The sequence below is a fragment of the Azospirillum canadense genome (assembly GCF_025961225.1).
In the GTDB taxonomy this organism is placed as follows: domain Bacteria; phylum Pseudomonadota; class Alphaproteobacteria; order Azospirillales; family Azospirillaceae; genus Azospirillum; species Azospirillum canadense.
In genome coordinates, this window is record NZ_JAOQNG010000002.1 from 593,678 (window position 1) to 617,311 (window position 23,634).

Consider the following 23,634-nt stretch of genomic DNA (forward strand, 5'->3'; position numbering starts at 1 on the left):
GGAACGCGGTCCGGACTGGACTGGGCCGGCGCGATCATGAGGATTCCAGAAGCTCCACCTTGCGGACGAGGTCGGCGACAGACCTCACCTGCATCTTGCGCATGACGTTACCGCGGTGCAGCTTGACCGTCACTTCGCTTATTCCAAGATTGCCGGCGATTTGTTTGTTCATCAGGCCTTTGACGACGGCGTTCATCACTTCCCGTTCGCGCGGGGTCAGGGTGGCGGCCTGGGTTTCCGCCTCCTGCGCGGCGCCGCGGCTCGTCCGCCGGGCGCGGTCCTTCTCGATGGCGCCGGACACCGCGTCGAGCATGTCCTGGTCGCGGAAGGGCTTGGTCAGGAAGTCCGACGCCCCGGCCTTCATGGCCCGCACCGACATTGGGATGTCGCCGTAGCCGGTCATGAACACGATGGGCATCGGGTTGCCCGCACTCGCCAGGTGGCGCTGGAACTCCAGCCCGCTGAGCCCCGGCAGGCGGACGTCGAGGATGAGGCAGCCGGGCCGGTCCGGCAGGGTGGCCTGCAGGAACTCCTGCGCGGAGGCGAAGCAGAGCGCCTCGATCCCCACCGAGCGCAGCAGGTCGCACAGCGCCTCCCGGATGTGTTCGTCGTCGTCGACGACCAGGACCAGCGGCTGGTCCGCCGCGCCGGTGCCTGCCTTCTGCGTCATGATGCCCCCTCTCCCGCGGGGAGCACGACGTCGAACTCCGCGCCCCCGTCCGCATGGTTTCTTGCGGTCAGTGTGCCGCCGCGCGCCTCGATCGTCGAGCGGCAGATCGCCAGCCCCATGCCCATCCCGTCGGCCTTCGTCGTGAAGAACGGGTCGAAGAGCCGGGCCAGGTTCTCCTCGCTGATCCCCGCCCCGCGGTCGCGGACGGACAGGGCGACCAGCCCAGGCTCCGAGCTGCGCACCGCGACGGTCAGTTCGCGCACGGGGGACCGCGCTTCGCTCATCGCCTGGAGGCCGTTGGTCATCAGGTTGATCAGCACCTGCTGCATCTCCACCCGGCTGGCGGTGACCGGCGGGACGTCGGCCGCGAGGTCGGTGCGCAGCGTCGCGCCATGGGTGGCGAGTTCGCGTTCCAGCAGCAGGGCCGTTTCGCGGACCAGTTCACGCAGGTCGATGGACTCGTCCCGCGGGGCGCTCTTCACCAGCATGCCGCGGGTCCGCTGCACGATCTCGCTGGCGCGCTTGCCATCGCGCACCGTGCGCTCCGCCGCCTTGGCCGCCGCCTCGATGTCCGGAGGATCGCGGCGCAGCCAGCGCAGGCAGGTCTGCGCGTTCATCACCACGGCGCCCAGTGGCTGGTTCACCTCGTGCGCGATGGACGCCGACAGGGCGCCCATGGTGGCCGCGCGGGAGGCGCGGGCCAGCTCCGCCTGCGCGGCCAGCAGTGCCTCCTGCGTCTTTTCCCGCTGGGTGATGTCCACGACGCCGACGACCACCTGACCGAAGCCGACGTCGTCGTCCGGCAGGGCAATGGCGAGCAGGACGGTGCGCGGGCGCCCGTCCAGGCCGATCAGGCGCGCCCGCCCCTCGTACCGGTCGCGGCCGTCCACCAGGGCGCGCAGCATCAGGCACATCGAAGGGTCGTCCGGCGGCAGGAACCGTTCCAGCGACCCCAGCACCTCCGCACGGTCGGTGGCACCGAGCAGTTCCAGCGTCGCGTCGTTGGCGTCGGTCGTGGTGATGAGGCTGGTGAGGTGCCGGGCGAGGCCCGGCTGCGCCTGGACCCGCGCCATGAGGTCGGCGCCGTCCCGCACGCCGAGGTCGTCCAGCGCGGCGCGCACGGCGGTGTAGTCCTGCTCCCACAGGGAAAAGCGCGCCTGTTCGAAGATGGAGCGGAAGCGCTTTTCGCTGCGCGCCAGCGCCGCGTTGGTCTGGACGAGCAGTTCCCGCGACCGCTGGTCCCGCTCCAGCAGGACGGTGGTGATCAGGATGGCCGCGATCGACACGACGCAGCGCAGGGCCGATCCGACGCCCATGTCCGACCAGTGGGACAGCAGGAAGGACAGCAGCGTCAGCCCGGCAAAGCCGCAGCCCAGCCGGAAGATCCCTGTCCGGGTCAGCCCCCGCGCGGCGATCAGCAGCGCGATGGCGTAGAGGACCGCGACGGCGATCTCGACCTCGGTGAAGGTGTCCACGGCGAAGATCGCCACCGCCAGCGGAACGGCGAGGATCCCGGCTTGGCGATCATCCCGCTGCCTTTTCAAACATTGGGGCGAAGGCCCGGCCATCGTCGGCATGTCTTGGATTCGTGATACCGTTCGCGTTTGGCGGAACGGTAGGACGGATCCCCGTGCCGAATCCAGAACGCCGCTCCGCCAATTCGTCTCATTTCGTCGGTCATCGACACTTTCGACAGCCCCTTTCGCCGTGCTGATGTCTCCGGCGGCGGCAGGCCGTGCAGCTTGGACGGCGGTGCGGCGGCGGTCTGCAAGGCGACGTCGCCCGGCAGGGTAACGACGGAGACGCCCCGCTTGCCCACGGCCTCGCGGATGGCGATCTCCAGCGTGCGCGGCAACTGCGACGGACTGGACACCAGTTCGCAATAGTGGCTGCAATCGCGGAACAACGCCTGCGGCTGGGTTTCCTGGAAATAGCCGGAGCCGATTTCGGACGACGGGATCTCCGACGACGGGATTTGCGCGACGATGGCCAGCACCGGGGCGCGCGACCGGTGGCAATCGAACAGGCCGTTGATGAGGTGCAGGTTGCCGGGGCCGCAGTTTCCGGCACAGACGGCCAGCGCGCCGGTCACATGCGCCTCGGCCCCGGCCGCGAAGGCCGCCACCTCTTCGTGGCGGACGTGGATCCACTCGATCTTGCCCTGGCGGCGCAACGCGTCGGTGAAGCCGTTGAGGCTGTCCCCGGCCACCCCGTAGATCCTCTTCACGCCGGCGGCGGCGAGAACGGCCGCGAACTGGTCCGCAACGGCTTCTGACATGACGGTGTCTCCGTGGACGGTTGTGGCGGTGCACACCGCCTTCCCATGGCCTGAAGAGCAACACACACAATCCGATCCATTATTGAACAGCCGACATCTTCGTTGAATGATCGCACGGCAATCTCCGGATTCTCCCAATTCGCGGCAAATCCCATCCACGATGATGAGGCGCAAGGAGAGGTACCTATAGGAATGATCTGTTCCAGTGTATTGACGCGATAGACCTAAGTATGGTGTTCGGGCGCGGCGTCCTGGCGTAATTTGGTGAACAGCTCCTCTGTCTTTCCTTGTATGGCATCGAAGACAGCGAAACTTCCGGTTTTCCTCCCAGACCGGACTGGTCGGGCGGTTTGTCCATGCCCCGAAAAGACAAGCCGCCCGACCATCTTTTTATAAGCTGGGAAGGCTTCCGCCTCGCGACCGGGACCGCGCACGGCAAAGGTGCGCTTTTCAAAACAACTCCCGCCGCGGACCGAAAAACATTGGGCCGATCCGGCGCTGCCCCCTGGGCATCGCGCGCCGGTGGCGCGACTTTGAAAAAAGGACTCCCATGAGTCAGGCCTTGACATGGACGGCTCCGGATAGGCCCCGTCACGGGCGGACCGTCGGCGCGATCCTGGCCTTCGCCCTGCTGGGCGGCGGCGTTTGCGCCTACACCCTCCTCCACGGCCGGGAGGACAAGCCCGCGGTGCCGACGCCACCGCCGCCCATCCCGGTCAGCGTCGCGTCCGTCGCGCGGCAGGACGTGCCGTTCCGGCTGTCGGGCATCGGGACGGTGCAGGCGCTGAACACCGTGACGGTGCATTCCCGCGTCGACGGCGAGCTGCAGAAGGTCTTCTTCACCGAGGGGCAGGAGGTCAAGGCCGGCGATCCGCTGGCCCAGATCGACCCCCGCCCCTTCCAGGCGGCGCTGGACCAAGCCACTGCCAAGAAGGCGCAGGACGAGGCGGCGCTCGCCAACGCGCAGTTGGACTTGCAGCGCTACATGTCCCTGGAGCAGCGCGATTTCTCCTCCCGCCAGCAGGCCGACACGCAGCGCGCCCAGGTGGCGCAGCTGCAAGCGCAGATCAAGGGCGACCAGGCGACCATCGACAACGCGCAGGTGCAGCTGGGCTACACGCTGATCCGCTCGCCGGTGAACGGGCGGGCGGGCTTCCGCTATGTGGACGCCGGCAACATCGTGCACGCGACCGACGGCACGGGCATCGTCGTGGTTACCCAGACGCGCCCGATCGACGTCGTCTTCACCTTGCCCGAGGGCCACCTGCAAGCCGTCCAGGCCGCGATGTCCAAAGGCACGCTGGCCGTTTCGGCGACCAGCAAGGAGAACCGAACGCGAGCCGACGACGGCGTGCTGAAGCTGATCAACAACCAAGTCGACCAGACCACCGGCACCATCCAGTTGAAGGCGGAATTCCCGAACGCCGACAACGCGCTGTGGCCGGGCGAGTTCGTGGAGGCGGACCTGCTGATGCGCACCGACCGGAGGGCGCTGACCGTCCCGCCCGACGCCGTGCAGCGCGGCCCCAACGGGTCGCTGTACGTCTATGTCGTGAAGCCGGACGACACCGTGGAGATGCGCACCGTCACCGCGGCGCGGATCGGCCCGCAGGCTGCGGTCATTACCGCCGGTCTCAAAGAGGGCGAGCGGGTGATCGTCGCCGGCCAGCTGAAGGTCCAGGCGTCCGTCCGGGTCGCCGTCCAGCCGACAGCGCCAGCCAAGCCGGAGGCGGCCACGCCATGAACATCTCCGCCCCCTTCATCCGCCGCCCGATCGCCACCGCGCTGCTGATGGCGGCGCTGCTGCTGGCCGGCGTGGCGGCCTACCCGCTCCTGCCCGTGGCGCCGCTGCCGCAGGTGGATTTCCCGACCATCCAGGTTTCCGCCTCCCTGCCCGGCGCCAGCCCGGAGACGATGGCTGCCACGGTCGCCCAGCCGCTGGAGCGGCAGTTCGCCGAAATTCCGGGCGTGACGCAGCTGACCTCCACCAGCACGCTCGGCAACACGCAGGTGACCGTCCAGTTCGTGCTCGACCGCAACATCGATGGCGCGGCGCAGGACGTGCAGACCGCGATCAACGCCGCCGGCGGACAGCTGCCCAAGAACCTGCCGAGCCCGCCGACCTACCGCAAGGTCAACCCCGCCGACAGCCCGGTGCTGATCCTGGCCGTCCATTCCGACGCGCTTCCGATCACCCAGGTGGACGACTATGCCGACACCCGGCTGGCGCAGCAGATCAGCCAGATTCCCGGCGTCTCCCAGGTGACCATCGGTGGCGAGCAGAAACCGTCGGTGCGCATCCAGGTGGACCCGGCCAAGATCGCCGGCCTCGGCCTGTCGCTGGAGGATTTGCGCGGGGTGATCGCCACGGCGACCGTCAACGGCCCCAAAGGCAACATCAATGGGCCGTCGCGCAGCTTCACGATCTACGACAACGACCAGCTCACCAAGGCGGAGCCGTGGAACGACGTCATCGTCGCCTACCGCAATGGCGCGCCGGTGCGCATCCGCGACATCGGCCAGGCGGTCGAGGCGCCGGAGAACGACCAGGAGGCGGGCTGGCAGAACGGGCAGCGCGGCGTGCTGCTGATCGTCTTCAAGCAGCCGGGCGCCAACGTGATCGACACGGTCGACCGCATCAAGGCGGAGCTGCCGCGCCTGACCGCCTCCATCCCCCCGTCGGTGCACACGGAGATCATGTCCGACCGCACGCAGACCATCCGCGCGTCGGTGGAGGACGTTCAGTTCACGCTGCTGCTGACCATCGCGCTGGTGGTGATGGTCATCTTCCTGTTCCTGCGCAACGTCCCGGCCACCGTCATTCCGGGCGTCACCGTGCCGCTGTCGCTCGCCGCGACCTTGGGGCTGATGTTCGTCTGCGGCTACAGCCTGGACAACCTGTCGCTGATGGCGCTGACCATCGCGGTCGGCTTCGTCGTCGACGATGCCATCGTGATGATCGAGAACATTTACCGGCACATCGAGGACGGCGTTCCGCCGTTCGAGGCGGCGTTGCAGGGGGCCGGGGAGATCGGCTTCACCATCATCTCCATCAGCCTGTCGCTGGTCGCGGTCTTCATCCCGCTGCTGCTGATGGGCGGCATCGTCGGCCGCCTGTTCCGCGAATTCGCGGTCACCATCACCCTGACCATCGTCGTGTCCGCGCTGGTGTCGCTGACGCTGACGCCAATGATGAGCGCGCGGCTGCTGAAGGACGAGCAGAAGGCCCGACACGGCGCGCTCTACCGCGCGGTGGAACGCGGCTTCGACGGCATCCTCTCCGCCTACCGGATGGGGCTTGACGTCGTGCTCCGCCACCAAGTGATCACGCTTCTGTTCTTCGCGGCGACGGTCGGGCTGACCGGCTGGCTGTTCGTGACCATCCCCAAGGGCTTCTTCCCGCAACAGGACACCGGCCTGATCATCGGGCAGACCCAGGGGCCGCAGGACGTGTCCTTCGCCGCCATGAGCCGCATGCAGGAACAGGTCGGCGCCATCATCGGCAAGGATCCGGACGTGGCGACCTGGGTCGGCACGGTCGGGGCGGTCGGCGGCCTGCCCGGCAACATGGGACGTTTCTTCATCACGCTGAAGCCGCGCGGCCAGCGGAAGGCCAGCGCCGACGCGATCATCAACCGCCTGCGCCCGCAGGTGGCGCAGGTGCGGGGCGTGCGGCTCTACCTCCAGGCCGCGCAGGACATCAACATCGGCGGCCGGGCGTCGAACGCGCAGTACCAGTACACGCTGCAGGACGCGAACCTGGACGAGCTGAACAGCTGGGCGCCCAAGGTGCTGGCGCGGCTGGGCACGCTGCCGGAACTGCGCGACCTGTCGTCGGACCAGCAGACCAACGCGACGACCGCCACCCTGACCATCGACCGCGACCAGGCGGCCCGCTTCGGCATCCAGCCGCAGCTGATCGACGACACGCTGTACGACGCCTTCGGCCAGCGGCAGGTGACGCAATACTTCACCCAGACCAACAGCTACCACGTGATCCTGGAGGTCTCGCCGGACCTGCAGGGGATGACCGGAACGCTGGAGCGGCTCTACCTGCACTCCCCGACCACCGGGCAGCAGGTGCCGCTGTCGGCGCTGGTGAAGATCTCCACCCGCCCGATCACCTACCTGTCGATCAACCACCAGGGCCAGTTCCCGGCGGTCACCCTGTCCTTCAACCTCGCCCCGAACGTGTCGCTGAGCCAGGCGACCCAGGCCATCGACACCGCCATGCGGGAGATCGGCGCCCCGGCGGCGCTGGTCGGGTCGTTCCAGGGCACGGCGCAGGCCTTCCAGGACTCGCTGGGCAGCGTGCCCACGCTGATCGCGGCGGCGCTGGTGGTCGTCTACATCATCCTGGGCGTGCTGTATGAGAGCACGGTCCACCCGCTGACCATCCTGTCCACCCTGCCGTCGGCAGGCCTGGGCGCGCTGACCACCTTGTGGCTGGCCGGCATGCCGTTCGACGTGATCGGGTTGATCGGACTGATCCTGCTGATCGGCATCGTGAAGAAGAACGGCATCATGCTGGTCGACTTCGCCCTGGCGGCGGAGCGGGAGCGCGGCCTGCCCCCGCAGGATGCGATCCGGGAGGCCTGCCTGCTGCGCTTCCGCCCCATCCTGATGACGACCATGGCGGCGCTGCTGGGCGGCGTGCCGCTGATGCTGGGCACCGGCACTGGGTCGGAGCTGCGCCAGCCGTTGGGCTACGCCATGGTCGGCGGGCTGCTGGTGTCGCAGCTGATGACTCTCTACACCACGCCGGTGATCTACCTCGCCTTCGACCGGCTGACCCGCCGCCGGCCATCGGAAAACGCGTCGGAACCGGTCCCCGAGGTGGTCACCGCGGGTCGTTGACGGTCAGGTCCTTCTCCGCCGTGTCGACCACGAAGACGGCGAGGAGCTTGGCCGGGCGGCTGTCGCTGGCGTTGGCGCTGACGCCGTGGTGGTCGCCCGGCAGCTCCGTGAAGTTCTCGCCGGCCTGGAAGGTCTTTTCGGGGCCGTCGTTGACCTTGCTGCGGATGGCCCCCTCCAGCACGGTGGCGTAGATGATCGCCGATTTCGCGTGAGTGTGGGCGGGCGAGAAGCCGCCCGGGCCATATTCGACGAGCACGCCCTTGATGCTCTTGCCCGGGACGTCGGGCAGCGGATGCTCGTAGACCTGGGTCACCTTGGCGTTCTTAGCCTGAGGCGTGTCGGCCAGGGCGGCGCCGAAGGGCAGCGCGGCGAGCGCCAGCGTGCAGAGAATGCGGTTCATGGCTCAACTCCTTTGCGTGAATGGCCGGGGCTTAGGCCTTTGAGCGGCGCAGCCAGTCGTCCAGGCCGATGCGGCCAAGGCGCGCCGGGCCGGTCGGAACCAGCGACTGCTCCACCACGCGCCCGCCGAAGTAGCGCGGCTCTGCGGCGCTGACGACCACGCGCGTGTCGCCCACCGCCTTAAGATAGCGCCGGATGATGTCGGGGAAGGGCGCGCGCTCCGGGCCGGCGATGTCAATGGTGCCATTAAACGGGGCCGCGAGCGCCGTTTCCGCCAGGATGGCCGCGACCTCCTCGGCCGCGATCGGCTGGAAGAGCACGGGAGCGATGCGCACCTGGTCGCCGTCCGCGTGGCCGTCGGCGAGCATGGGGAGGAATTCCAGGAACTGGGTGGCGCGGACGATGGTGTAGGGGATGCCGGACTCCTTGATCAGACGTTCCTGCTCCACCTTGGCGCGGAAATAGCCGAGGTCGGACACGCCGTCGGTGCCGACGATGGACAGGGCGACGTGGTGCTTGACCCCGGCCTTCTTCTCCGCCGCAGCGAGGTTGCGCCCGGAGGTGTGGAAGAAGTCCATCACCGGCCTGTCCTCGAAGGAGGGCGCGTTGACGACGTCGACGACGACGGCCGCGCCGGCCAGCGCCTCATCCAACCCCTGCCCCGTCAGGGCGTTGACGCCCGTGCTGGGCGACGCAGCGACGACGTCATGGCCGGTACCCCGCAAAATCGCGACGATCTTGGACCCGATCAGCCCCGTACCACCGACAACGACGATCTTCATGAACGAACCCTCCGGTCTGTCGGCACCGCGTGCCGTGTTGCGACGCTTCAATAACGCAGACTGTAGATGTCCGCGTTATTGGGTGCAAGCGGAAAACGCAGACTTACTCAGTCTGCGTTATTCGTCCGGCTGGGGATAGGACGGGACCGGCGTCAGCCGGGCGTGCGCCTGGCGGCGACGGACTCCGCGAGGATGCAGAGCAGTTCGAACATCAGGGTCGCGGCGGTGATCGCGGTGCCGCCGGAGGGGTCGAAGGGCGGCGACACCTCGACGAGGTCGACGCCGATCAGGTTGAGGCCCCGCGCCATTCGGATCATAGCCTGCGCCTCCCGCGTCGTCAGGCCGCCGATTTCCGGCGTGCCGGTGCCGGGGGCGAAGCAGGGGTCGAGGACGTCGATGTCGAAGGTCAGGTAGGTGGGCTGGCTGCCGACGATGGCACGCGCCTCCTCCATGACGTCCTTGGCGCCGCGCTCCACGAACTCCTCGATGAAGATCATGCGGATGCCCGCGGCCTTCGCGAAGTCGTAGTTGGCCGCGTCGGAGATGGCGCCGCGCAGGCCGATCTGCACCATGCGCCTGGGGTCGAGCAGCCCCTCCTCCACCGCGCGCCGGAAGGGGGTGCCGTGGTTGTAGCGGTTGCCGAAGAAGCTGTCGTAGGTGTCGGAATGGGCGTCGAAATGGATCAGCCCGACCGGGCCATCCGTCACCAGGCCGTCCGCCACCAACCCACGCAGGATCGGCAGCGTGATCAGGTGGTCGCCGCCGACCGTGAGCGGCGCGGCGCCGGCCCGGCGGACGCCGGCGTAGAAGCCGGCGACGCTCTCCAGGGTTTCGTTCAGGTTCAGCGGGTTGATCGGCGCGTCGCCGCAGTCGCCGACGCGGACGAGGTCGAAGGGCGACACCCCCGTGGCGTGGTGGACGCGGCGCACGATGCTCGACTGGTTGCGCACCTCGCGCGGGCCGTGCCGCGTGCCGGGGCGGTTCGTCGTGCCGCCGTCGAAGGGCACGCCGACCAGGGCGATGTCCACCTCCTCCGGCGTCGCCACGGGAAGCCGCATGAAGGTCGGCATGCCGGCGAAGCGCGGAACGACGCCGGAATCGAGGGGCTGGAAGTCCTTGTCGGTCATGATGTCATCAGGCTCCGAATTCCGACTGCACCGCCTTGGTGATGCGCGCGACGTGGTCGTCCAGAAGAAGCTGCCCCTTCTCCGCCGACGACCCCTGCGCGCGGGCCAGGACGCCGGACGCCGGGACGAAGCCCTCCGGCACCGGATAGCGGTCGTAGGTGGGGAACTTGGCCGGGCCGTCCGACGGCACCTTGTCCATGTCCACCAGATCCGGCCGCAGGAGGAGCATCAGCGACGTCTCCAGCAAACTGGCATGCTCCAGTTCGGTTCCGGGGAAACCTTCCGGGAACAGCGCGTCCAGCGTGTCGCCGCGCGCCATCGCCGCCATGACGTTGGCGCGGTCGTCCTCGAACTTCATGTCGACGGTAAGGCCAAGCTCCTTGAAATAGCCCTTGTCCATGGCGACGAAGGCCGGCGCGAAGCCCGGCCATGTGGGGGCGAGCACGCGGATGCTGTCGGCGGCCAGGGCCGGCGCGGAAACCGTGGTGAAAAGCAGGGCAGCGGCGGCAAGGTGACGGGCGGCAAGGCGATGGACCGGGAGCATCGGTGGACCCTTTTCGTTGGAGCACGCTTGCGCCCATCATCACCGGCGGTTACATCGGCAAAAATCTCTTTTAATGAACGGATACATCGAAAACTGCCGATGTGTCGGCAGCGGGGGGCAGGCATGAGACGGCTGGACAACATCGACCTGCGGCTGCTGCGCGTCTTCGTGACGCTGGCGGAGTCCGGGGGCTTTGCGGACGCGCAGATCGCGCTGAACCTGTCCCAGCCGACGCTGAGCACCCATCTGGCGGCGCTGGAACGCAAGCTGGGCGAACCGCTGTGCGAGCGCGGGCGCCGCGGCTTCCGCCTGACCGAGTTCGGTGAGGCGACCTACGAGGCCGCCAAGCGGCTGTTCGCGGAGATCGACGCCTTCCAGGCGCGCATCGGCCGCAACCGGGGCAAGCTGACCGGGCGGCTGCGCATCGGCATCGTGGACGGCGTCGTCACCTCCCCGGCGCTGGGCATCCACGGCGCGCTGGGGCGCTATCGCGCGTATGCCAGCGACGTGTTCATCGACCTGGTCCAGGGAACCCCGGCGGAGCTGGAAAGCGCGGTCGCCGAGGGCACGCGGGACCTCGTCATCGGGCCCATGTCGCAGAAGGTGCCGGGGCTGACCTACGTGCCGATCTACCGCGAGCCGCACGCGCTCTATTGCGGCCGCCAGCACCCGCTGTTCGACCTGCCCGAATCCCACATCGACCGCGCGGCCATCGAGGAGGCGGCCTTTTCGGTGCGCGGCTACCGGCATTTCGACGACCTCTACCGCACCGACCACCCGCGTCCGTCGGGCACCGTGATGCACATGGAGGCGCAGGTCATGATGATCCTGTCCGGCGGCTTCATCGGCTTCCTGCCCCGCCACATCGGCGACTTCTGGGCGGAGCGCGGCGACATGCGCGCGCTGAAGCCAAGCCTGTACAACTTCGCATCCCAGCATTTCGCCGCGACGCGCAGCAACGACGCCCAGCGGTCGCTGGTGCAATCCTTCCTGAAGGAGATCAAGAAACAGGCGGCGGTGAGTTGAGGGCTGGTCAGTTCATTGCGAGAATTTTCTATTGTCATTCCCGCGAAGACTCTTATGCGCTGACTTTGGCCGCTTTCTCCCTCTCCCCAGAGGGGAGAGGGGATTAAGTCAGTGCCTCTGGAACGATCGCTCGGCCGCTGCACCTGCCCTCCGAAAGAGTTCTGCGGATAGCGCCATCCCGGCACGGGATTTGCGCGGGGTCCGGCCAGACACGATCAGTGGAGGCCGGGCATGACGGGGAATCTTCGCGGCGGTCGGTCCTTTTTCGGCGGCTTTGGTGTCCTTTCGACGATGCTGCGCCGTTTCAGCGATGGCCGAGAAGACGTTGCCTACCAAGCGTTTCGGCGTGCGGTGGAGGCGGGCGACGACGAAGGGGCGGCGCGGCTGGCTGCGCTGTTCTGGAACGGGCGGCGTTGACCATCCGGCGGGTGCGCGTCTGGCGATGTTTTGTGCACCGGCATCCGGCACGCGCACTCCGAGGGTCAAAGGCCGCTTTGAGTGTTTCGTAACCTCCGGGCGCGCCCGACCTGCGACCCTGTCGGAAACACAAAAGGCGAGGCTAAAGGGACGATGGCTGGGAAGATCCTGTTTTCGAGCGACATCGACGATCCGGCCGCCTGGGCGGCTGCGGTGCGCGCGCTGCGCCCGGACCTGGAGGTGGTGGACTGGCGCGCGGTGACGGAGCCGGAGGCGTTCGAGTTCGCGCTGCTGTGGAAGCCGCCGCCGGGCGGGCTCGGCCCATACCGCAACCTGAAGGCCATCCAGTCGCTGGGGGCGGGGATCAACCAGCTGGACCTTTCCACCCTGCCACCAGGCCTGCCGCTCGCCCGGCTGATCGACCCGCTTCTGACGGAGACGATGGTCGATTACGCAGTGACCGCCGTCTACCGCCATTTCCGCGGCTTCGACCGCTTCGAACGGCAGGGGCGCGAGCGCCGCTGGGCGCATGAGGAGCCACCGGCGAAGGACGACTTCCCGGTCGGGGTGCTGGGGCTGGGCGTGCTCGGCGGTGCGGTGGCGCAGCGCATCCGGGCGGTGGGCTTTCCGGTGACGGGCTGGTCGCGCTCGCGCCACCCCATCAACGGAATCGAGGTGTACGCAGGAGAGGAGGAACTGCCGGCCTTCCTGGCCTCGGCGCGGGCTTTCGTCTGCGTGCTGGCCCTGACGGAGCAGACCGCCGGTATCCTGAACCGCGAGACGATGGGCGCCATGCCGGCCAGAAGCTATGTCATCAACATGGGCCGCGGCGGTCATCTGGTGGAAGCCGATCTGGCGGCGTTGGTCCGCGCCGGCCACATCGCCGGGGCGACGCTGGACGTCCTGTCGCAGGAGCCTGTGCCGGCCGACCACCCCTTCTACGACCTGCCGGAAATCCTGGTGACCCCGCACGTCGCGGGCGGCATCGCCCCGCGCAGCGCCGCCCCCATCGTGATCGAGAATTTCGACCGCGCCATGACGGGCGCGCCGCTGCTGAACCTCGTGGACCCGGCGCGCGGCTATTGAGTCCGCGCGCCGGTCTTGCTCAGGCGGCGTCCGCGAGGATGGTGGTGCGGTAGAGCAGGCGCAGGTGCCGTTCGTAATCGAAGACCGTCGCCGTGTGCAGGACGGAGCGGTTGTCCCAGACGACCAGGTCGTTCTTTCGCCAAGCGTGGCGGTACAGGTAGGGAGGTGCCGTGACGTGGGTCTTCAGCCGGTCCAGCAGTGCGGCGCTGTCCTCCAGCGGCATGCCTTCGATCTCCACGATCACCTGCGGGCACAGCCAGAGGGATTCGCGGCCGGTGCGCGGGTGGCGGTGGACGAGCGGCTGGCGCACCGGCGGGTATTTGGCCCGCGCCGCGTCGGACAGCGGCTTGCGCGTCGGGTCCATGGCTTCGAGCTGGCGGTGCAGGTGGTCCCAGCTGTGCACTGCGGTCAGCGTGCGCAGGAGCGCCTTGTCGTCTTTCGGCAGGGAGTCGAAGGCGGCGGTGCTGTCGGCGAACAGCGTGTCGCCCCCTTCCGGCGGCACCTCCACCGCGTAGAACAGCGCGCCGACGGACGGGGTGGGCATGTAGGAGTAGTCGAAGTGCCATTCCTCCCGCGCGTTGACGAACAGCGACTTCATCACGCCGTCGACCTTCAAGTTGCCGATCATGATGATTTCCGGGTGGCCGTCCAGCAGGTGGCTGGAATCGATGTGCGTCTCCGTGTGGCCGAAGCGCCGGCTGCAAGTGACAATGTGCTCCGGCGCCAGCCGCTGGTCGCGGAAGACGATGACACGGTGGTCGAGATAGGCGCGGTCGATCTCCGCCCACACCGTGTCGGGTAGCGGGCGACTGAGGTCGAGGTTGGTCACCACGACGCCGTAGCCGGGGCCGACCGGTTCCAACACGAGATGCTTGTATTCGAATTCGGAAAGTCCCGCCATCAAAGCTCTCCCAGATTCCCTGTTCCAGCGACTTCAGCAGGATATCATGGTGGTGGCGCAATGTAGTTTGACCGTTTTCAAATTGTGCTTTCAACAGTGGGGATATTGGCGGCATTGAACTTCAGGCTTTACTGACTTAAGCTCGCCGACAACTGACAATTCCAGGGACAGAGACAGGGACATGGCGGCGATTTCAACCTTCCGGCGGCAATTGGCGGCGGCCTTGCGGCTGGCGGAACGCTTCGGCCTGAACGAGGGGGTCTGCAACCACTTCAGCGTGCGGCTGCCCGGCGCGGAGGAGTTGTACCTGATCAACCCCATGGGCCTGCACTGGTCGGAGATCACCGCCAGCCGCCTGCTGCTGTGCGACGGCACCGGCCGGGTGCTGGAAGGCCAGGGGACAGTGGAACCGACGGCCCTGTTCATCCACACCGAGGGGCACCGGGCGCAGCCCGACGCGGTGTGCATCCTGCACACGCACATGCTGCACGCGACGGCGCTGACCTGCGTGGAGGGCGGGGAGTTGCGCTTCTGCCACCAGAATTCACTGCGCTTCTGGAACCGCGTCGCCTACGACGGCAGCTATAACGGCCTCGCCATGGACGCGGAGGAAGGCGGGCGCATCTCCTCCGGCACGCAGGGCAAGGACATCGTCTTCCTGGCCCACCACGGCGTCGTCGTGCACGGCCGCAGCGTCGCCGAGGCGTTCCACGACCTGTATTTCCTGGAGCGCGCCTGCCAGATGCAGGTCGTGGCGGAGTCCACCGGCCGTCCCCTGAAGGACATCCCGCCCGCGGCGGCGGAGCACACCGCCCGCCAGTTCGCGGACCTCGCCACCATCGAAGCCGACTACCATTTCGCGGCGCTGGAGCGCGTGCTGCTGCGGGAGGCCCCCGATTACGTCGACTGACCGCCTGGGCGCTTTGGTCAGTCTCGCCAAGCTGGCCTTGCCGATCAGCGCGTCGCGCGTGGGCCAGACCGCGATGCTGGCCATCGACAGCATGATGGTCGGCCATTACGGCACCGACGCGCTGGCCGGCTTCGCCTTCGGGTCCAGCGTGGTGCAGACCATGCAGATCGTCGGCCTCGGCCTGCTGATGGGCGGGATGGTGGAGATCTCCGCCGCTGTGGGGCGCGGCCGGCTGGACGAGGCCGGCGCGATCTGGCGGCGGTCGCTGGTCTACGCGCTGGCTATCGGGCTGGTCGGCCTGCTGCTGGCCACGCGGGCGCCCGACCTGCTGCTCGCCACCGGCCTGTCGGCCGAACTGGCGGAACGGGCGGGGCGGATCGCGATGATCCTCGCCGGGTCGCTGCCGCCGATGCTGGTGTACATCGCCAGCGTCATGCTTCTGGAAGGGTTGGGACGGCCCGCCGCGGCGGTCTGGATCATGGCGGGGGCGAACCTCGTCAACTTGGCGCTGGACGCGGTGCTGGTCTTCGGCTTCGCCGGGATCCCGGCGCTGGGGGCGGAGGGCGCGGCGCTGGGCACGCTTGCGGTGCGGATCGGCGTCGCCGCGGCAGCGGTCGGCTTCATCGTCTGGCGGCTGCCGGAGCGGACGCTGCTCGGGCGCCCCGCCCTGTCCGACCACGCCTGGGCGGCCGGGCGGCGGCAGCGCCGGATGGGCGTCGCCGAGGGGCTGAGCATGGGCATCGAAAGCGGGGCCTTCGCGACCATGACGCTGTTCGCCGGCTGGGCCGGGGCGCGGGAGCTGGCGGCCTACACCATCGCCATCAACGTCAACATGCTGCTGTTCATGATCGCCGTCGGCATCGGCGGCGCCACGACGGTGCGGGTGGCCCAGGCGCGCGGCCGGGACGACCCGGCGGGCATGTTCGGCGCCGCCTGGATGGGCTTCGCCGTGTTCGGCGCCGTGGCGCTGGCCGTCGCCATCGCCCTGGCGGCGCAGCCCGGCGGCGTGCTGGCGCTCTACACCCGCGACCCGGTGCTGGCGGCGTTGGCCGTCCCGATGATCATGCTGATCGGGCCGGTCCATCTGGTGGATGGCATGCAGCGGCTGATCAGCAACGTGCTGCGCGGTTATGGCGAGACGTGGCTGCCGACCGCGAGCCACCTGCTGTCCTACGTCGTGGTCATGGTTCCCGTCGGCCATTGGCTGTGCATCGGGGCGGGGTTCGGCGCCTATGGCCTCGTCCTCGCCATCGGGGCCGCCAGCCTGCTGGCGACCGGCCTTCTCTTCGCCCGGTTCCTATGGCTGTCCCGCCGCCCGACCGGCGAACGGACCGCCCCACCTTTGGAGGCATAATGGGCAAGCTGCTGAGTGACGCGCAGATCCAGGGCTTTCGCGACGATGGTTTCGTGTCGGGCATCCCGGTGCTGTCCCCGGAGGAGGTGGCCGACCTCGTCGCCCGCACCCGGGCGTTCGAGGCGGATCGGCCGCAGGACGTCGCGTGGGCCTTCGACATCAAGGCGAACCTGCTGCTGGACTGGGTCTATGACCTGGGCCGCAACGCGCGGCTGCTCGACGCTGTGGAGGACCTGATCGGCCCCAATGTGCTGATGACCAACGGCGTCTACCGCAACAAGAATCCGGGATCGGCGGTGGATTACGGCTGGCACCAGGATTCCGCGCGCATCCAGGTCGATCCCTGCTTCGTCATCGCCTACGTCGCGCTGTCGCCGGCCACGCCGGAGAACGGCTGCCTGCGGGTGATCCCCGGCACGCACGACCGCGTCCGCCCCTTCTCCCTGACCGAAGGGCCGGGCCAGCGCCGCCGGCTGGTCGCCCGCGTCATCGACGTGGACGAGAGCGCGGCCGTCGACTTGACCCTGGCGCCGGGCGAGGCGGCGATCTTCCACAGCAACCTGGTCCATGGCTCCGCGCCGAACCGCAGCGACGCGCGGCGCATGGCCCTGCTCTACGACTACACCCCGGCCGAGGCGCGGCAGAATGTCGGCCGGGGCTCCGGCCAGTTGGTCCGCGGCGAGGACCGCTGGGGCCATTTCGCGCCGGAGCCGGTGCCGGAGCCCGGCCTGACCGAGGCCAACGTGCTGGGCCGCCGCGCCATCCTGTCGCCCTATCATGAAAACGTGCTGATGGGCCCGCGTCTGCCCGGTGAGACGGTGACCTTCCCCGACCGTCCCTATTGAGCGGCGTTCGCCGCGCGGAGGTCGTCGCAGAACACGCGCACGAGATGGTTCGACCGGGTCGCCGCCGCCGGCAGCGCCAGCGCGATGTCGGACGGCATGCGGTACCGGTCGGGCCGCACCGCGCGCATGCGCTCCGCGGCAACCCACTGGGCGGCGTAATGTTCGGGCAGGAAGCCGATGAACTGGCCGGACAGGATCAGGTGGGCCTGCGCCTCCATGTTCTCCACGCTGGCCTTGGGGATGGCCTGCCCGATGGCGGCAAGGTCGCGTTCCAGGCTGTAGGCGCGGGCGACGAAATGGTAGCGGGTGACGTCCGGCACCTCCAGCCCCGCCCCGATCCGCTCGTACAGCGGGTGGCCCTGCCCGCAGTAGAGCAGGCTGGTCTCGGTGTAGAGAGTCTCGTACTCCACCCCGGCGACGTGGTGCGGGAAGACGGCGACGGCGAGGTTCACGCGGCCGTCGAGCAGCGCGTGGTTGAGGCCCGACGGGCGGTCGACTGCAAGACGGATGTGCACCTCGTTGTCGCGCTGCTCGAACCGGCGGATGGCGGCGGCGATAGGGGACCGGCTGTCGGTTACCGTGCTGTCGACGAGGCCGATGGTCAGCTCCCCGACCAGCCGGCCGCGCAGGGAGGCCGTCTCCGTCCGGAACTCCTCCAGCGCGAGGAACAGCCGCTTGGTGGCGCGGTGGACGCGCTCCCCCTTCTCGGTCAGCCGGAAACCGCTGCGGCCCCGCTCGCACAGGGTCATGCCCAGGCGCTGTTCAAGGTTGCTGAGGTGGATGCTCAGGGTCGACGGCGTCAGCCCCAGCTTGGCCTGCGCGCCGGCGAAGCCGCCGCTCTCCGCCAGGGTGTGGAAGACCCGGAGAAGGCGGAGGTCGATGTTGTCGACGTTCATGCGTCACCACTCGCCCGTTGACCGCGCCGCCCCATGGTGGGGACGACGCGTCATACGCATGCAAGCGGAAGGCCAAGCGGGCTGTATCCCCTCTCCCCCCTAGGGAGAGGGTGTCCCTCAGCGGAAGCGCGGGCGGTGGTGCAGGACGCGGCCGATCACGTTCATCAGGAGTTGGGCGCCGAGGATGGCGGTGCCGCCGGTGTGGTCGTAGTCGGGCGCCACCTCCACGAGGTCGATGCCGACCACCGGGTTGCGGCGGGCGATGCTGTCCAGCAGTTCCAGCACTTCGTAATAGGTGAAGCCGCCGTGGCTGGGCGTTCCGGTCCCCGGCGCGATGGAGGGGTCGAAGCCGTCGATGTCGATGGTCAGGTAGCAGCGGCGGCCCGGCGGGATGCGCTCCACCACCGCCTCCACGCCGAGCTTGCGGATTTGGCGGACGCTGAGGATGTCCGACCCCATGGCGCGCGCGTCGTCGTAGCCGTCGCGCGCGGTGGAGGAGACGTTGCGGATGCCGAGCTGCGTCAGGCCTGTGACCCATGGCCGCTCCGCCGCCCGCCGCATCGGGTTGCCGTGGCCGTGCCGCACGCCGTGGCGCTCGTCCACGAAATCCAGGTGAGCGTCGATCTGGACGAGGTGGAAGGGCTCTTGCTCGGAAAAGGCGGCGATGCAGGGAATGTTGACGGAATGGTCGCCGCCCAGCACGACCGGCAGCGCGTCCGACGCCAGGATCTTGCGCACGCCCGCCTCGATGTTGGCGTGGCTGCGGACAGTGTCGGTGTGGACGATGTCGGCGTCGCCGATGTCCACCATCCGGCAGCGGTCCGGCGCAAGGTAGACGACGTCGTCCTCGTGGTCGTAGGCGCCGGCGTGCCCGAAGGAGAACAGGGTGGAGGCCTCGCGGATGGCGCGCGGCCCGAAGCGGGCGCCGGCCCGCCACTGGGTGCCCGCGTCGAAGGGAGCCCCGAGGACGGCGACGTCGGCGTCGATGCGGTCCCAGTCGGTGACGATCGGGCTCTTGCCGAAGGTGCAGAAGCCGACGAAGGGCAGGTTGAGCCGGCCCGTGTCGTAGCCGTGGGCCATCAGAACATCCCTCCGCGCGGGAGGATCGATGGGTCGAGGTCGGGGTGCGGCATGGGCGATTGGCCTTCGGTCGTTTTCCCCATCCTTCCGCCTTCCGGCGGGCCGGCAAAGTTCCTTTGCTCAAACCATGGTTGGAGGCCGGTCCAAGCGGGCAATCCGAATAAAAACCCTTTTGGTTTCAAAACACCGGCACATGCCATCCAAAGACGAGCATGCGGCCTACTCCAATCGTTAGATCCACAGCAGCGGGATGCTTACCGAATTTTCAAAGCCCGTTTTGACAGAAATCACTGCACAAAAAATCACCACCTCAAATGCCGCTCCGCCGTGGGATTGATTAAACATTGCACTTGCCCGCCCATTCTTTGGTCATTGGTTCCGGGTTGACAGTGCAATTGGCTTGTCCGTGTACTTGAGCATCTGGGGCATCCAGTCATTGCCGAATGGAACGGAGCCAAGCGATGAACAGCATTCAGCGTTTTCTGATCGGCGTTGCACTCGTGGCACTCGCAACTCCAGCAATTGCCGCCGACACGCTGGTCATCGGCAACGAGGGAACCTACCCGCCCTTCAGCATGATGACCGCGGACGGCAAGGTGACGGGCATCGAGCCCGATCTGGCGCGCGAGATGTGCAGCCGCATGAAGGCGGATTGCGACATCAAGGTGATGGATTTCCAGGCGCTGATCCCCGCCCTGCTCCAGGGGCGGCTGGGCGCGATCGGGTCGCAGCTGACGCCCCTGCCGGAACGCAAGGCGAAGATGCTGTTCACCACGCCGATCATCTTCAACCATGACGCCTTCGTGGTCCGCAAGGACAGCACGGTCGCCTTCACCAAGGAAGGGCTGAAGGGCACGCGGATCGGCGTCCAGCGCGGCACGCCGCAGGCCAAGTACATCACGGAGAATTTCGCCGGTTCGGTGACGCCGAGCCTGTACGACAACCCGGAGCAGATGAAGCTGGACCTGCTGGCCGGGCGGCTGGACATGGTGTTCGGGGCCAGCCTGAACTGGACGGCGTCGCTGATCGACACGCCGGACGGCAAGAACTGGAAGATGTCGGACTTCACCGTCTGGACGGGCGACCCGACCCTTCCCGCCGCCGAGCAAGGCAGCAGCTGGGCCGTGCCGAAGGGTAAGGAAGCGGTCGTGGAGAAGATGAACGCCGCCCTGAAGAACATGATCGCCGACTGCACCTTCACCACCATCCGGGCGAAGTACCTGTCCACGCCGATCTCGCCGGACGAGGCCGCCTGCATCACGAAGAAGAGCTGATCGCCAAGCGGAAGGGGGGATGCCGCCATGGGCCTTCTTGCCTACGGTGCCGACGGCTACGGCGACGAGTTGCTGGCGGGGGCCTGGGTCACGGTGCAGTTGGCCGTGTTCGCCTACGCCCTGGCGGCGGTCCTGGGAACGCTGATGGCGATCCTGACGCTGAAGCCGCGCGGGGTGCGCTGGGCGGTCGGCCGCGTCTACGCGTCGGTGGCGACGGGCGTTCCGTCGCTGCTGGTGATCTTCCTCCTCTATTACGGGGGGACGGAGATCGTGCACGCGCTGCTGGTGCCGTTCGGGGTGGACGAGCGGCCGAGCATCTCGCCCTTCTGGGCGGCGGTCGCCGCGCTCGCCTTCGTCTACACCCCCTACCTCGCCGACCTGCTGCGCGGGGCCATCCACAACGTGCCCAAGGGGCAGCTGGAGGCGGCGGAGGCCCTGTCGGTGCCGCGGCGGCAGATCTGGCTGGGCGTGCTGCTGCCGCAGGCGCTGCGCATCGCCTACCCGGGCTTCGTCAACATCTGGGTGGTGCTGCTGAAGGACACGGCGCTGGTGTCGCTGGCCGGCCTGACCGACCTGATCGCCGCGGCGAAGGTCGCCTCCGGCTCCACGCGGGAGCCGTTCCTCTTCTACGGCGTGGTGGTCGTGTTCTTCGTCCTGTTCGCCGCGGCGACGATCCGGCTGGCGAACCGCCACGCGCGCCGGCTCGACCGCGGCGTCCGGCCTTCGGAAGCCTAATCTGGCTGAAGCCTGATCCGTTCTTGGTGGCCGACTCCTTGGAGGCCTGATGAGTTTCGATTTCGCCCTCGCCTGGGACAGTATGCCGGCGCTGCTGAACGGCGCCTGGATGACCGTCCTGATCACCGCCAGCGTGATGGCTGTCGGCGCCGTGCTGGGGTTCGGGATGTGCTTGGTGCGCATGTCGCGCAACCGGGTCCTGGCCGCCGTCGGTGCGGCCTATGTGGCGGTGTTCCGCGGGGCGCCCAGCATCGTTCTGCTGTATTTGGTCTATGCCGGGCTGCCGCAGCTGTCCATCGTTCGGGACACGCCGCTGTGGGTCCTGTTCGCCAGCCCGCTGTTCTGCGCCATCCTGGGACTGGGGCTCAACCACTCCGCCTATGTGGTGGAGATCCTGCGCGGCGCCCTGTCGGCCGTGCCGCCGGGGCCGGTCGAGGCGGCGCTGGCGCTCGGCCTGTCGCCGCGGCTGGTCTTCCTCAAGGTCCGGCTGCCGATCGCCGTCCGCTACGGGCTGAAGGCCTACCAGAACGAGGTGCTGATTTTCCTGAAGAGCACCGTGGCGGTGGGGGCGGTCACCATCGCCGACCTGACCGGGGCGGCGAACGAGATCTTCTCCATGACCTACGACCCATTCACGCCGCTGGTCACCGCGGGGGCGATGTATTGGGCGATGACCAACAGCCTGCGCCTCGCCTTCGAGGCGCTCGACCGGCGGCTGAACCGGCATCTCGCCGCGGGCGTTCCGGACAGCCGGCCGGCGACGGCGCGGCGGGCCGATCCGGGTTCCGCGCTGTTCCGGCGCCTCCGCCGCTCGCCCGCCAAGCCCGCCGAATGAGGGAGAATGCCATGGGATTGGCTTTTCAGACGGATCTGGGGCTGGACGCGCGCCTGCGGCACCGGGCGGCGATCGAGATCCGGGGCTTGCGCAAGCGCTACGGCGCGCAGGAGGTGCTGCGGGGCGTGACGCTGACCGTGGAACGCGGCGAGAAGATCGTGCTGTGCGGCCCGTCCGGGTCTGGGAAATCCACCCTGATCCGCTGCATCAACGGGCTGGAACGGCACGACGGCGGCACCATTGCCGTCAATGGCGTGGACCTCGACGCCGATGGGCGCGGCGTCCAGGACGTGCGGCGCGAGGTCGGGATGGTGTTCCAGCACTTCAACCTGTTCCCGCACATGACCATCCTGGAGAACTGCACCTTCGCGCCACGCCACGCGCTGGGCCTGTCCCCGGCCAAGGCGGCGGAGCGGGCGATGCACCATCTGGCGCGCGTCCGCATCGCCGACCAAGCGGGCAAATACCCGGCGCAGCTGTCCGGCGGCCAGCAGCAGCGCGTCGCCATCGCGCGCGCCCTGTGCATGGACCCTAAGATCATGCTGTTCGACGAGCCGACCTCCGCGCTCGACCCGGAGATGGTGTCGGAAGTGCTCCAGGTGATGGAGGAATTGGCCGCGCAGGGGATGACGATGCTGTGCGTGACCCACGAGATGGGCTTCGCGCGCCACGTCGCCGACCGCTGCGTCTTCCTGGACCACGGCGAGATCGTCGAGCAGGCCGACGCCGAGCGCTTCTTCGCCGCGCCGGAGAGCGAAAGGCTGCGGGCGTTCCTGAACCAGATGCTGCGCTAGCCGGCCCACCCTTTCATCTGCCGGGCAGCCTGCTTCAACATCACGACGTCGAAGTGGTGGGCCAAGAAGCGGTAGCCGCGCTGGACGAGGCTGCGGGTTTGCTCCTCGGTCATGGCGGCGCCGCCAAGCGGGACGCCGTGTTCGAGGATGACCCGTTCCGCCTGGCTCACCGCCTCGCGGAACTCCGGCGCGTCGAAGCGGCCTGGGACGCCGAGGTCGGACGACAGGTCGAAGGGTGCGATCAGCATGAAGTCCACGCCGTCGACCTTGCAGATTTCCGCGATGTTCTCCACGGCGCTGCGCGTCTCGATCAGGATGCCGCACACCGTGCGGTCGCCGCGGTGGGGAAGATAGTCGTGCAGGTCCACCCCCCAGCGCGAATGGGCGACGAAGGGTCCCCAGCCGCGCCGCCCTCGCGGCGGGTAGCGGGTCAGCGCCACGCAGTCGGCCACCGTCTCCGCCGTCGTGACCAGCGGGAAGACGATGCCCTCCGCCCCGGAATCCAGCGCCGGCTTCACAAAGGCCTCGTCGCGGCGCGGGACGCGGACCAGCGGCGCGCAAGACGTGCCGGCGGTCGCCGCGATCATGGCGTGGAGGCTTTCCGGCCCGACCGGGCCATGCTCCTGGTCGATCATCACCCAATCGGCGCCGGCCGCGGCCAGGGCCTGGGTGGCCACCGGGGACGGGATGACGTTGAGGAAGCCGGACAGCAGCTCCGTGCCGGCGTGCAGCCTTTCCTTCAGTCCGCGCATGTCCCCCTCCGGGCGGTGTGGACGGTAGCGGCCACGATACACCCCGCCGGGCGGGCGCCGGACGCGGGCTTT

General features: G+C 68.4%; 22 protein-coding genes and 1 pseudogene. 12 read left to right on the plus strand and 11 right to left on the minus strand.

Annotated features, from left to right (window positions below; genetic code table 11):
• Positions 1–34 precede the first annotated feature (34 nt).
• Genes M2351_RS17265 through M2351_RS17275 form a run of 3 tightly spaced genes read right to left on the minus strand, consistent with a single transcriptional unit; the run spans position 35 to position 2,948 of the window.
• Entirely contained in the window at positions 35–670 is a 636-nt protein-coding gene (locus tag M2351_RS17265; protein WP_264657355.1) for a response regulator transcription factor, read from the minus strand.
• A complete protein-coding gene (locus tag M2351_RS17270) occupies positions 667–2,247 on the minus strand; it encodes a sensor histidine kinase (RefSeq protein WP_264657356.1) in 1,581 nt (526 codons plus the stop codon). Before M2351_RS17270 ends, M2351_RS17265 begins: the two co-directional genes overlap by 4 nt.
• Positions 2,211–2,948: a thiamine pyrophosphate-binding protein gene (locus M2351_RS17275; protein WP_264657357.1), complete on the minus strand. Its 738-nt coding sequence runs from the start codon at positions 2,946–2,948 to the stop codon at positions 2,211–2,213. Before M2351_RS17275 ends, M2351_RS17270 begins: the two co-directional genes overlap by 37 nt.
• A gap of 550 nt (positions 2,949–3,498) precedes the next feature.
• Between M2351_RS17275 and M2351_RS17280 the strand changes: the two genes are divergently transcribed.
• A complete protein-coding gene (locus M2351_RS17280) occupies positions 3,499–4,692 on the plus strand; it encodes an efflux RND transporter periplasmic adaptor subunit (RefSeq protein WP_264657358.1) in 1,194 nt (397 codons plus the stop codon).
• Positions 4,689–7,805, plus strand: coding sequence for a multidrug efflux RND transporter permease subunit (locus tag M2351_RS17285; RefSeq protein ID WP_264657359.1), 3,117 nt, complete (start codon positions 4,689–4,691; stop codon positions 7,803–7,805). The genes M2351_RS17280 and M2351_RS17285 overlap by 4 nt, the downstream gene beginning before the upstream one ends.
• On the opposite strand, the gene M2351_RS17290 is transcribed toward M2351_RS17285, so the two are convergent.
• From M2351_RS17290 to M2351_RS17305, 4 genes are all read right to left on the minus strand, one after another.
• The gene (locus tag M2351_RS17290) at positions 7,789–8,205 is read right to left on the minus strand and encodes a cupin domain-containing protein (RefSeq protein WP_264657360.1); all 417 of its coding nucleotides are present in this window, start codon (positions 8,203–8,205) and stop codon (positions 7,789–7,791) included. The genes M2351_RS17285 and M2351_RS17290 overlap by 17 nt on opposite strands.
• Positions 8,206–8,236: 31 nt before the next feature.
• Complete coding sequence (locus tag M2351_RS17295; RefSeq protein WP_264657361.1) at positions 8,237–8,986, minus strand: SDR family oxidoreductase; 750 nt, start codon at positions 8,984–8,986, stop codon at positions 8,237–8,239.
• A gap of 152 nt (positions 8,987–9,138) precedes the next feature.
• Complete coding sequence (gene speB, locus M2351_RS17300; protein ID WP_264657362.1) at positions 9,139–10,113, minus strand: agmatinase; 975 nt, start codon at positions 10,111–10,113, stop codon at positions 9,139–9,141.
• Between the two features lie 7 nt (positions 10,114–10,120).
• Positions 10,121–10,657, minus strand: coding sequence for a creatininase family protein (locus tag M2351_RS17305; protein WP_264657363.1), 537 nt, complete (start codon positions 10,655–10,657; stop codon positions 10,121–10,123).
• 123 nt (positions 10,658–10,780) lie between these two features.
• Here M2351_RS17305 and M2351_RS17310 point away from each other — a divergent pair, with 123 nt between their 5' ends.
• The 3 genes from M2351_RS17310 (at position 10,781) to M2351_RS17320 (ending at position 13,186) form a co-directional block, all read left to right on the plus strand.
• Positions 10,781–11,683 (plus strand): LysR family transcriptional regulator, encoded by a 903-nt coding sequence (locus M2351_RS17310; RefSeq protein WP_264657364.1) that lies wholly within the window; start codon positions 10,781–10,783, stop codon positions 11,681–11,683.
• Between the two features lie 231 nt (positions 11,684–11,914).
• Positions 11,915–12,100, plus strand: a complete 186-nt coding sequence (locus M2351_RS17315) for a hypothetical protein (protein ID WP_264657365.1) — start codon at positions 11,915–11,917, stop codon at positions 12,098–12,100.
• A 153-nt stretch (positions 12,101–12,253) separates the two neighbouring features.
• Positions 12,254–13,186 carry a 2-hydroxyacid dehydrogenase gene (locus M2351_RS17320; RefSeq protein ID WP_264657366.1) on the plus strand — a complete coding sequence of 311 codons (933 nt, stop codon included), beginning with the start codon at positions 12,254–12,256 and terminating at the stop codon, positions 13,184–13,186.
• Between the two features lie 19 nt (positions 13,187–13,205).
• Here the strand turns inward: M2351_RS17320 and M2351_RS17325 are convergent, their stop codons facing one another.
• Entirely contained in the window at positions 13,206–14,087 is an 882-nt protein-coding gene (locus M2351_RS17325; RefSeq protein WP_264657367.1) for a TauD/TfdA dioxygenase family protein, read from the minus strand.
• A gap of 160 nt (positions 14,088–14,247) precedes the next feature.
• On the opposite strand from M2351_RS17325, the pseudogene M2351_RS17330 reads away from it, so the two are divergent.
• The 3 genes and pseudogenes from M2351_RS17330 to M2351_RS17340 all read left to right on the plus strand — a co-directional run.
• Positions 14,248–14,997 (plus strand): annotated as a pseudogene (locus tag M2351_RS17330) (aldolase); the annotation flags it as partial.
• Positions 14,998–15,010: 13 nt separating this feature from the next.
• Positions 15,011–16,351 carry an MATE family efflux transporter gene (locus M2351_RS17335; protein WP_264657368.1) on the plus strand — a complete coding sequence of 447 codons (1,341 nt, stop codon included), beginning with the start codon at positions 15,011–15,013 and terminating at the stop codon, positions 16,349–16,351.
• A complete protein-coding gene (locus M2351_RS17340; protein ID WP_264657369.1) occupies positions 16,351–17,196 on the plus strand; it encodes a phytanoyl-CoA dioxygenase family protein in 846 nt (281 codons plus the stop codon). Before M2351_RS17335 ends, M2351_RS17340 begins: the two co-directional genes overlap by 1 nt.
• Here the strand turns inward: M2351_RS17340 and M2351_RS17345 are convergent.
• Both M2351_RS17345 and speB (M2351_RS17350) read right to left on the minus strand, forming a co-directional pair.
• Entirely contained in the window at positions 17,190–18,092 is a 903-nt protein-coding gene (locus tag M2351_RS17345; protein WP_264657370.1) for a LysR family transcriptional regulator, read from the minus strand. The genes M2351_RS17340 and M2351_RS17345 overlap by 7 nt on opposite strands.
• A gap of 117 nt (positions 18,093–18,209) precedes the next feature.
• Positions 18,210–19,172, minus strand: coding sequence for an agmatinase (gene speB / locus M2351_RS17350; protein ID WP_264657371.1), 963 nt, complete (start codon positions 19,170–19,172; stop codon positions 18,210–18,212).
• A 461-nt stretch (positions 19,173–19,633) separates the two neighbouring features.
• On the opposite strand from speB (M2351_RS17350), the gene M2351_RS17355 reads away from it, so the two are divergent.
• The 4 genes from M2351_RS17355 to M2351_RS17370 are packed head-to-tail and all read left to right on the plus strand — an operon-like array spanning position 19,634 to position 22,810.
• Complete coding sequence (locus M2351_RS17355) at positions 19,634–20,446, plus strand: transporter substrate-binding domain-containing protein (RefSeq protein ID WP_264657372.1); 813 nt, start codon at positions 19,634–19,636, stop codon at positions 20,444–20,446.
• A gap of 27 nt (positions 20,447–20,473) precedes the next feature.
• Positions 20,474–21,181: an ABC transporter permease subunit gene (locus M2351_RS17360; RefSeq protein ID WP_264657373.1), complete on the plus strand. Its 708-nt coding sequence runs from the start codon at positions 20,474–20,476 to the stop codon at positions 21,179–21,181.
• A 49-nt stretch (positions 21,182–21,230) separates the two neighbouring features.
• Complete coding sequence (locus M2351_RS17365) at positions 21,231–22,016, plus strand: ABC transporter permease (RefSeq protein ID WP_264657374.1); 786 nt, start codon at positions 21,231–21,233, stop codon at positions 22,014–22,016.
• 11 nt (positions 22,017–22,027) lie between these two features.
• Entirely contained in the window at positions 22,028–22,810 is a 783-nt protein-coding gene (locus tag M2351_RS17370; RefSeq protein WP_264657375.1) for an amino acid ABC transporter ATP-binding protein, read from the plus strand.
• On the opposite strand, the gene M2351_RS17375 is transcribed toward M2351_RS17370, so the two are convergent.
• A complete protein-coding gene (locus M2351_RS17375) occupies positions 22,807–23,562 on the minus strand; it encodes an HpcH/HpaI aldolase family protein (protein ID WP_264657376.1) in 756 nt (251 codons plus the stop codon). The two genes, M2351_RS17370 and M2351_RS17375, sit on opposite strands and share 4 nt — an antisense overlap.
• Positions 23,563–23,634 lie beyond the last annotated feature (72 nt).

What these genes read in the sequence shown, in the direction of transcription:
- M2351_RS17265 (WP_264657355.1), bottom strand. Translation starts at nt 670, where the DNA reads ATGACGCAGAAGGCAGGCACCGGCGCGGCGGACCAGCCGCTGGTCCTG.
- M2351_RS17270 (WP_264657356.1), bottom strand. Translation starts at nt 2,247, where the DNA reads ATGCCGACGATGGCCGGGCCTTCGCCCCAATGTTTGAAAAGGCAGCGG.
- M2351_RS17275 (WP_264657357.1), bottom strand. Translation starts at nt 2,948, where the DNA reads ATGTCAGAAGCCGTTGCGGACCAGTTCGCGGCCGTTCTCGCCGCCGCC.
- M2351_RS17280 (WP_264657358.1), top strand. Translation starts at nt 3,499, where the DNA reads ATGAGTCAGGCCTTGACATGGACGGCTCCGGATAGGCCCCGTCACGGG.
- M2351_RS17285 (WP_264657359.1), top strand. Translation starts at nt 4,689, where the DNA reads ATGAACATCTCCGCCCCCTTCATCCGCCGCCCGATCGCCACCGCGCTG.
- M2351_RS17290 (WP_264657360.1), bottom strand. Translation starts at nt 8,205, where the DNA reads ATGAACCGCATTCTCTGCACGCTGGCGCTCGCCGCGCTGCCCTTCGGC.
- M2351_RS17295 (WP_264657361.1), bottom strand. Translation starts at nt 8,986, where the DNA reads ATGAAGATCGTCGTTGTCGGTGGTACGGGGCTGATCGGGTCCAAGATC.
- speB (WP_264657362.1), bottom strand. Translation starts at nt 10,113, where the DNA reads ATGACCGACAAGGACTTCCAGCCCCTCGATTCCGGCGTCGTTCCGCGC.
- M2351_RS17305 (WP_264657363.1), bottom strand. Translation starts at nt 10,657, where the DNA reads ATGCTCCCGGTCCATCGCCTTGCCGCCCGTCACCTTGCCGCCGCTGCC.
- M2351_RS17310 (WP_264657364.1), top strand. Translation starts at nt 10,781, where the DNA reads ATGAGACGGCTGGACAACATCGACCTGCGGCTGCTGCGCGTCTTCGTG.
- M2351_RS17315 (WP_264657365.1), top strand. Translation starts at nt 11,915, where the DNA reads ATGACGGGGAATCTTCGCGGCGGTCGGTCCTTTTTCGGCGGCTTTGGT.
- M2351_RS17320 (WP_264657366.1), top strand. Translation starts at nt 12,254, where the DNA reads ATGGCTGGGAAGATCCTGTTTTCGAGCGACATCGACGATCCGGCCGCC.
- M2351_RS17325 (WP_264657367.1), bottom strand. Translation starts at nt 14,087, where the DNA reads ATGGCGGGACTTTCCGAATTCGAATACAAGCATCTCGTGTTGGAACCG.
- M2351_RS17340 (WP_264657369.1), top strand. Translation starts at nt 16,351, where the DNA reads ATGGGCAAGCTGCTGAGTGACGCGCAGATCCAGGGCTTTCGCGACGAT.
- M2351_RS17345 (WP_264657370.1), bottom strand. Translation starts at nt 18,092, where the DNA reads ATGAACGTCGACAACATCGACCTCCGCCTTCTCCGGGTCTTCCACACC.
- speB (WP_264657371.1), bottom strand. Translation starts at nt 19,172, where the DNA reads ATGGCCCACGGCTACGACACGGGCCGGCTCAACCTGCCCTTCGTCGGC.
- M2351_RS17355 (WP_264657372.1), top strand. Translation starts at nt 19,634, where the DNA reads ATGAACAGCATTCAGCGTTTTCTGATCGGCGTTGCACTCGTGGCACTC.
- M2351_RS17360 (WP_264657373.1), top strand. Translation starts at nt 20,474, where the DNA reads ATGGGCCTTCTTGCCTACGGTGCCGACGGCTACGGCGACGAGTTGCTG.
- M2351_RS17365 (WP_264657374.1), top strand. Translation starts at nt 21,231, where the DNA reads ATGAGTTTCGATTTCGCCCTCGCCTGGGACAGTATGCCGGCGCTGCTG.
- M2351_RS17370 (WP_264657375.1), top strand. Translation starts at nt 22,028, where the DNA reads ATGGGATTGGCTTTTCAGACGGATCTGGGGCTGGACGCGCGCCTGCGG.
- M2351_RS17375 (WP_264657376.1), bottom strand. Translation starts at nt 23,562, where the DNA reads ATGCGCGGACTGAAGGAAAGGCTGCACGCCGGCACGGAGCTGCTGTCC.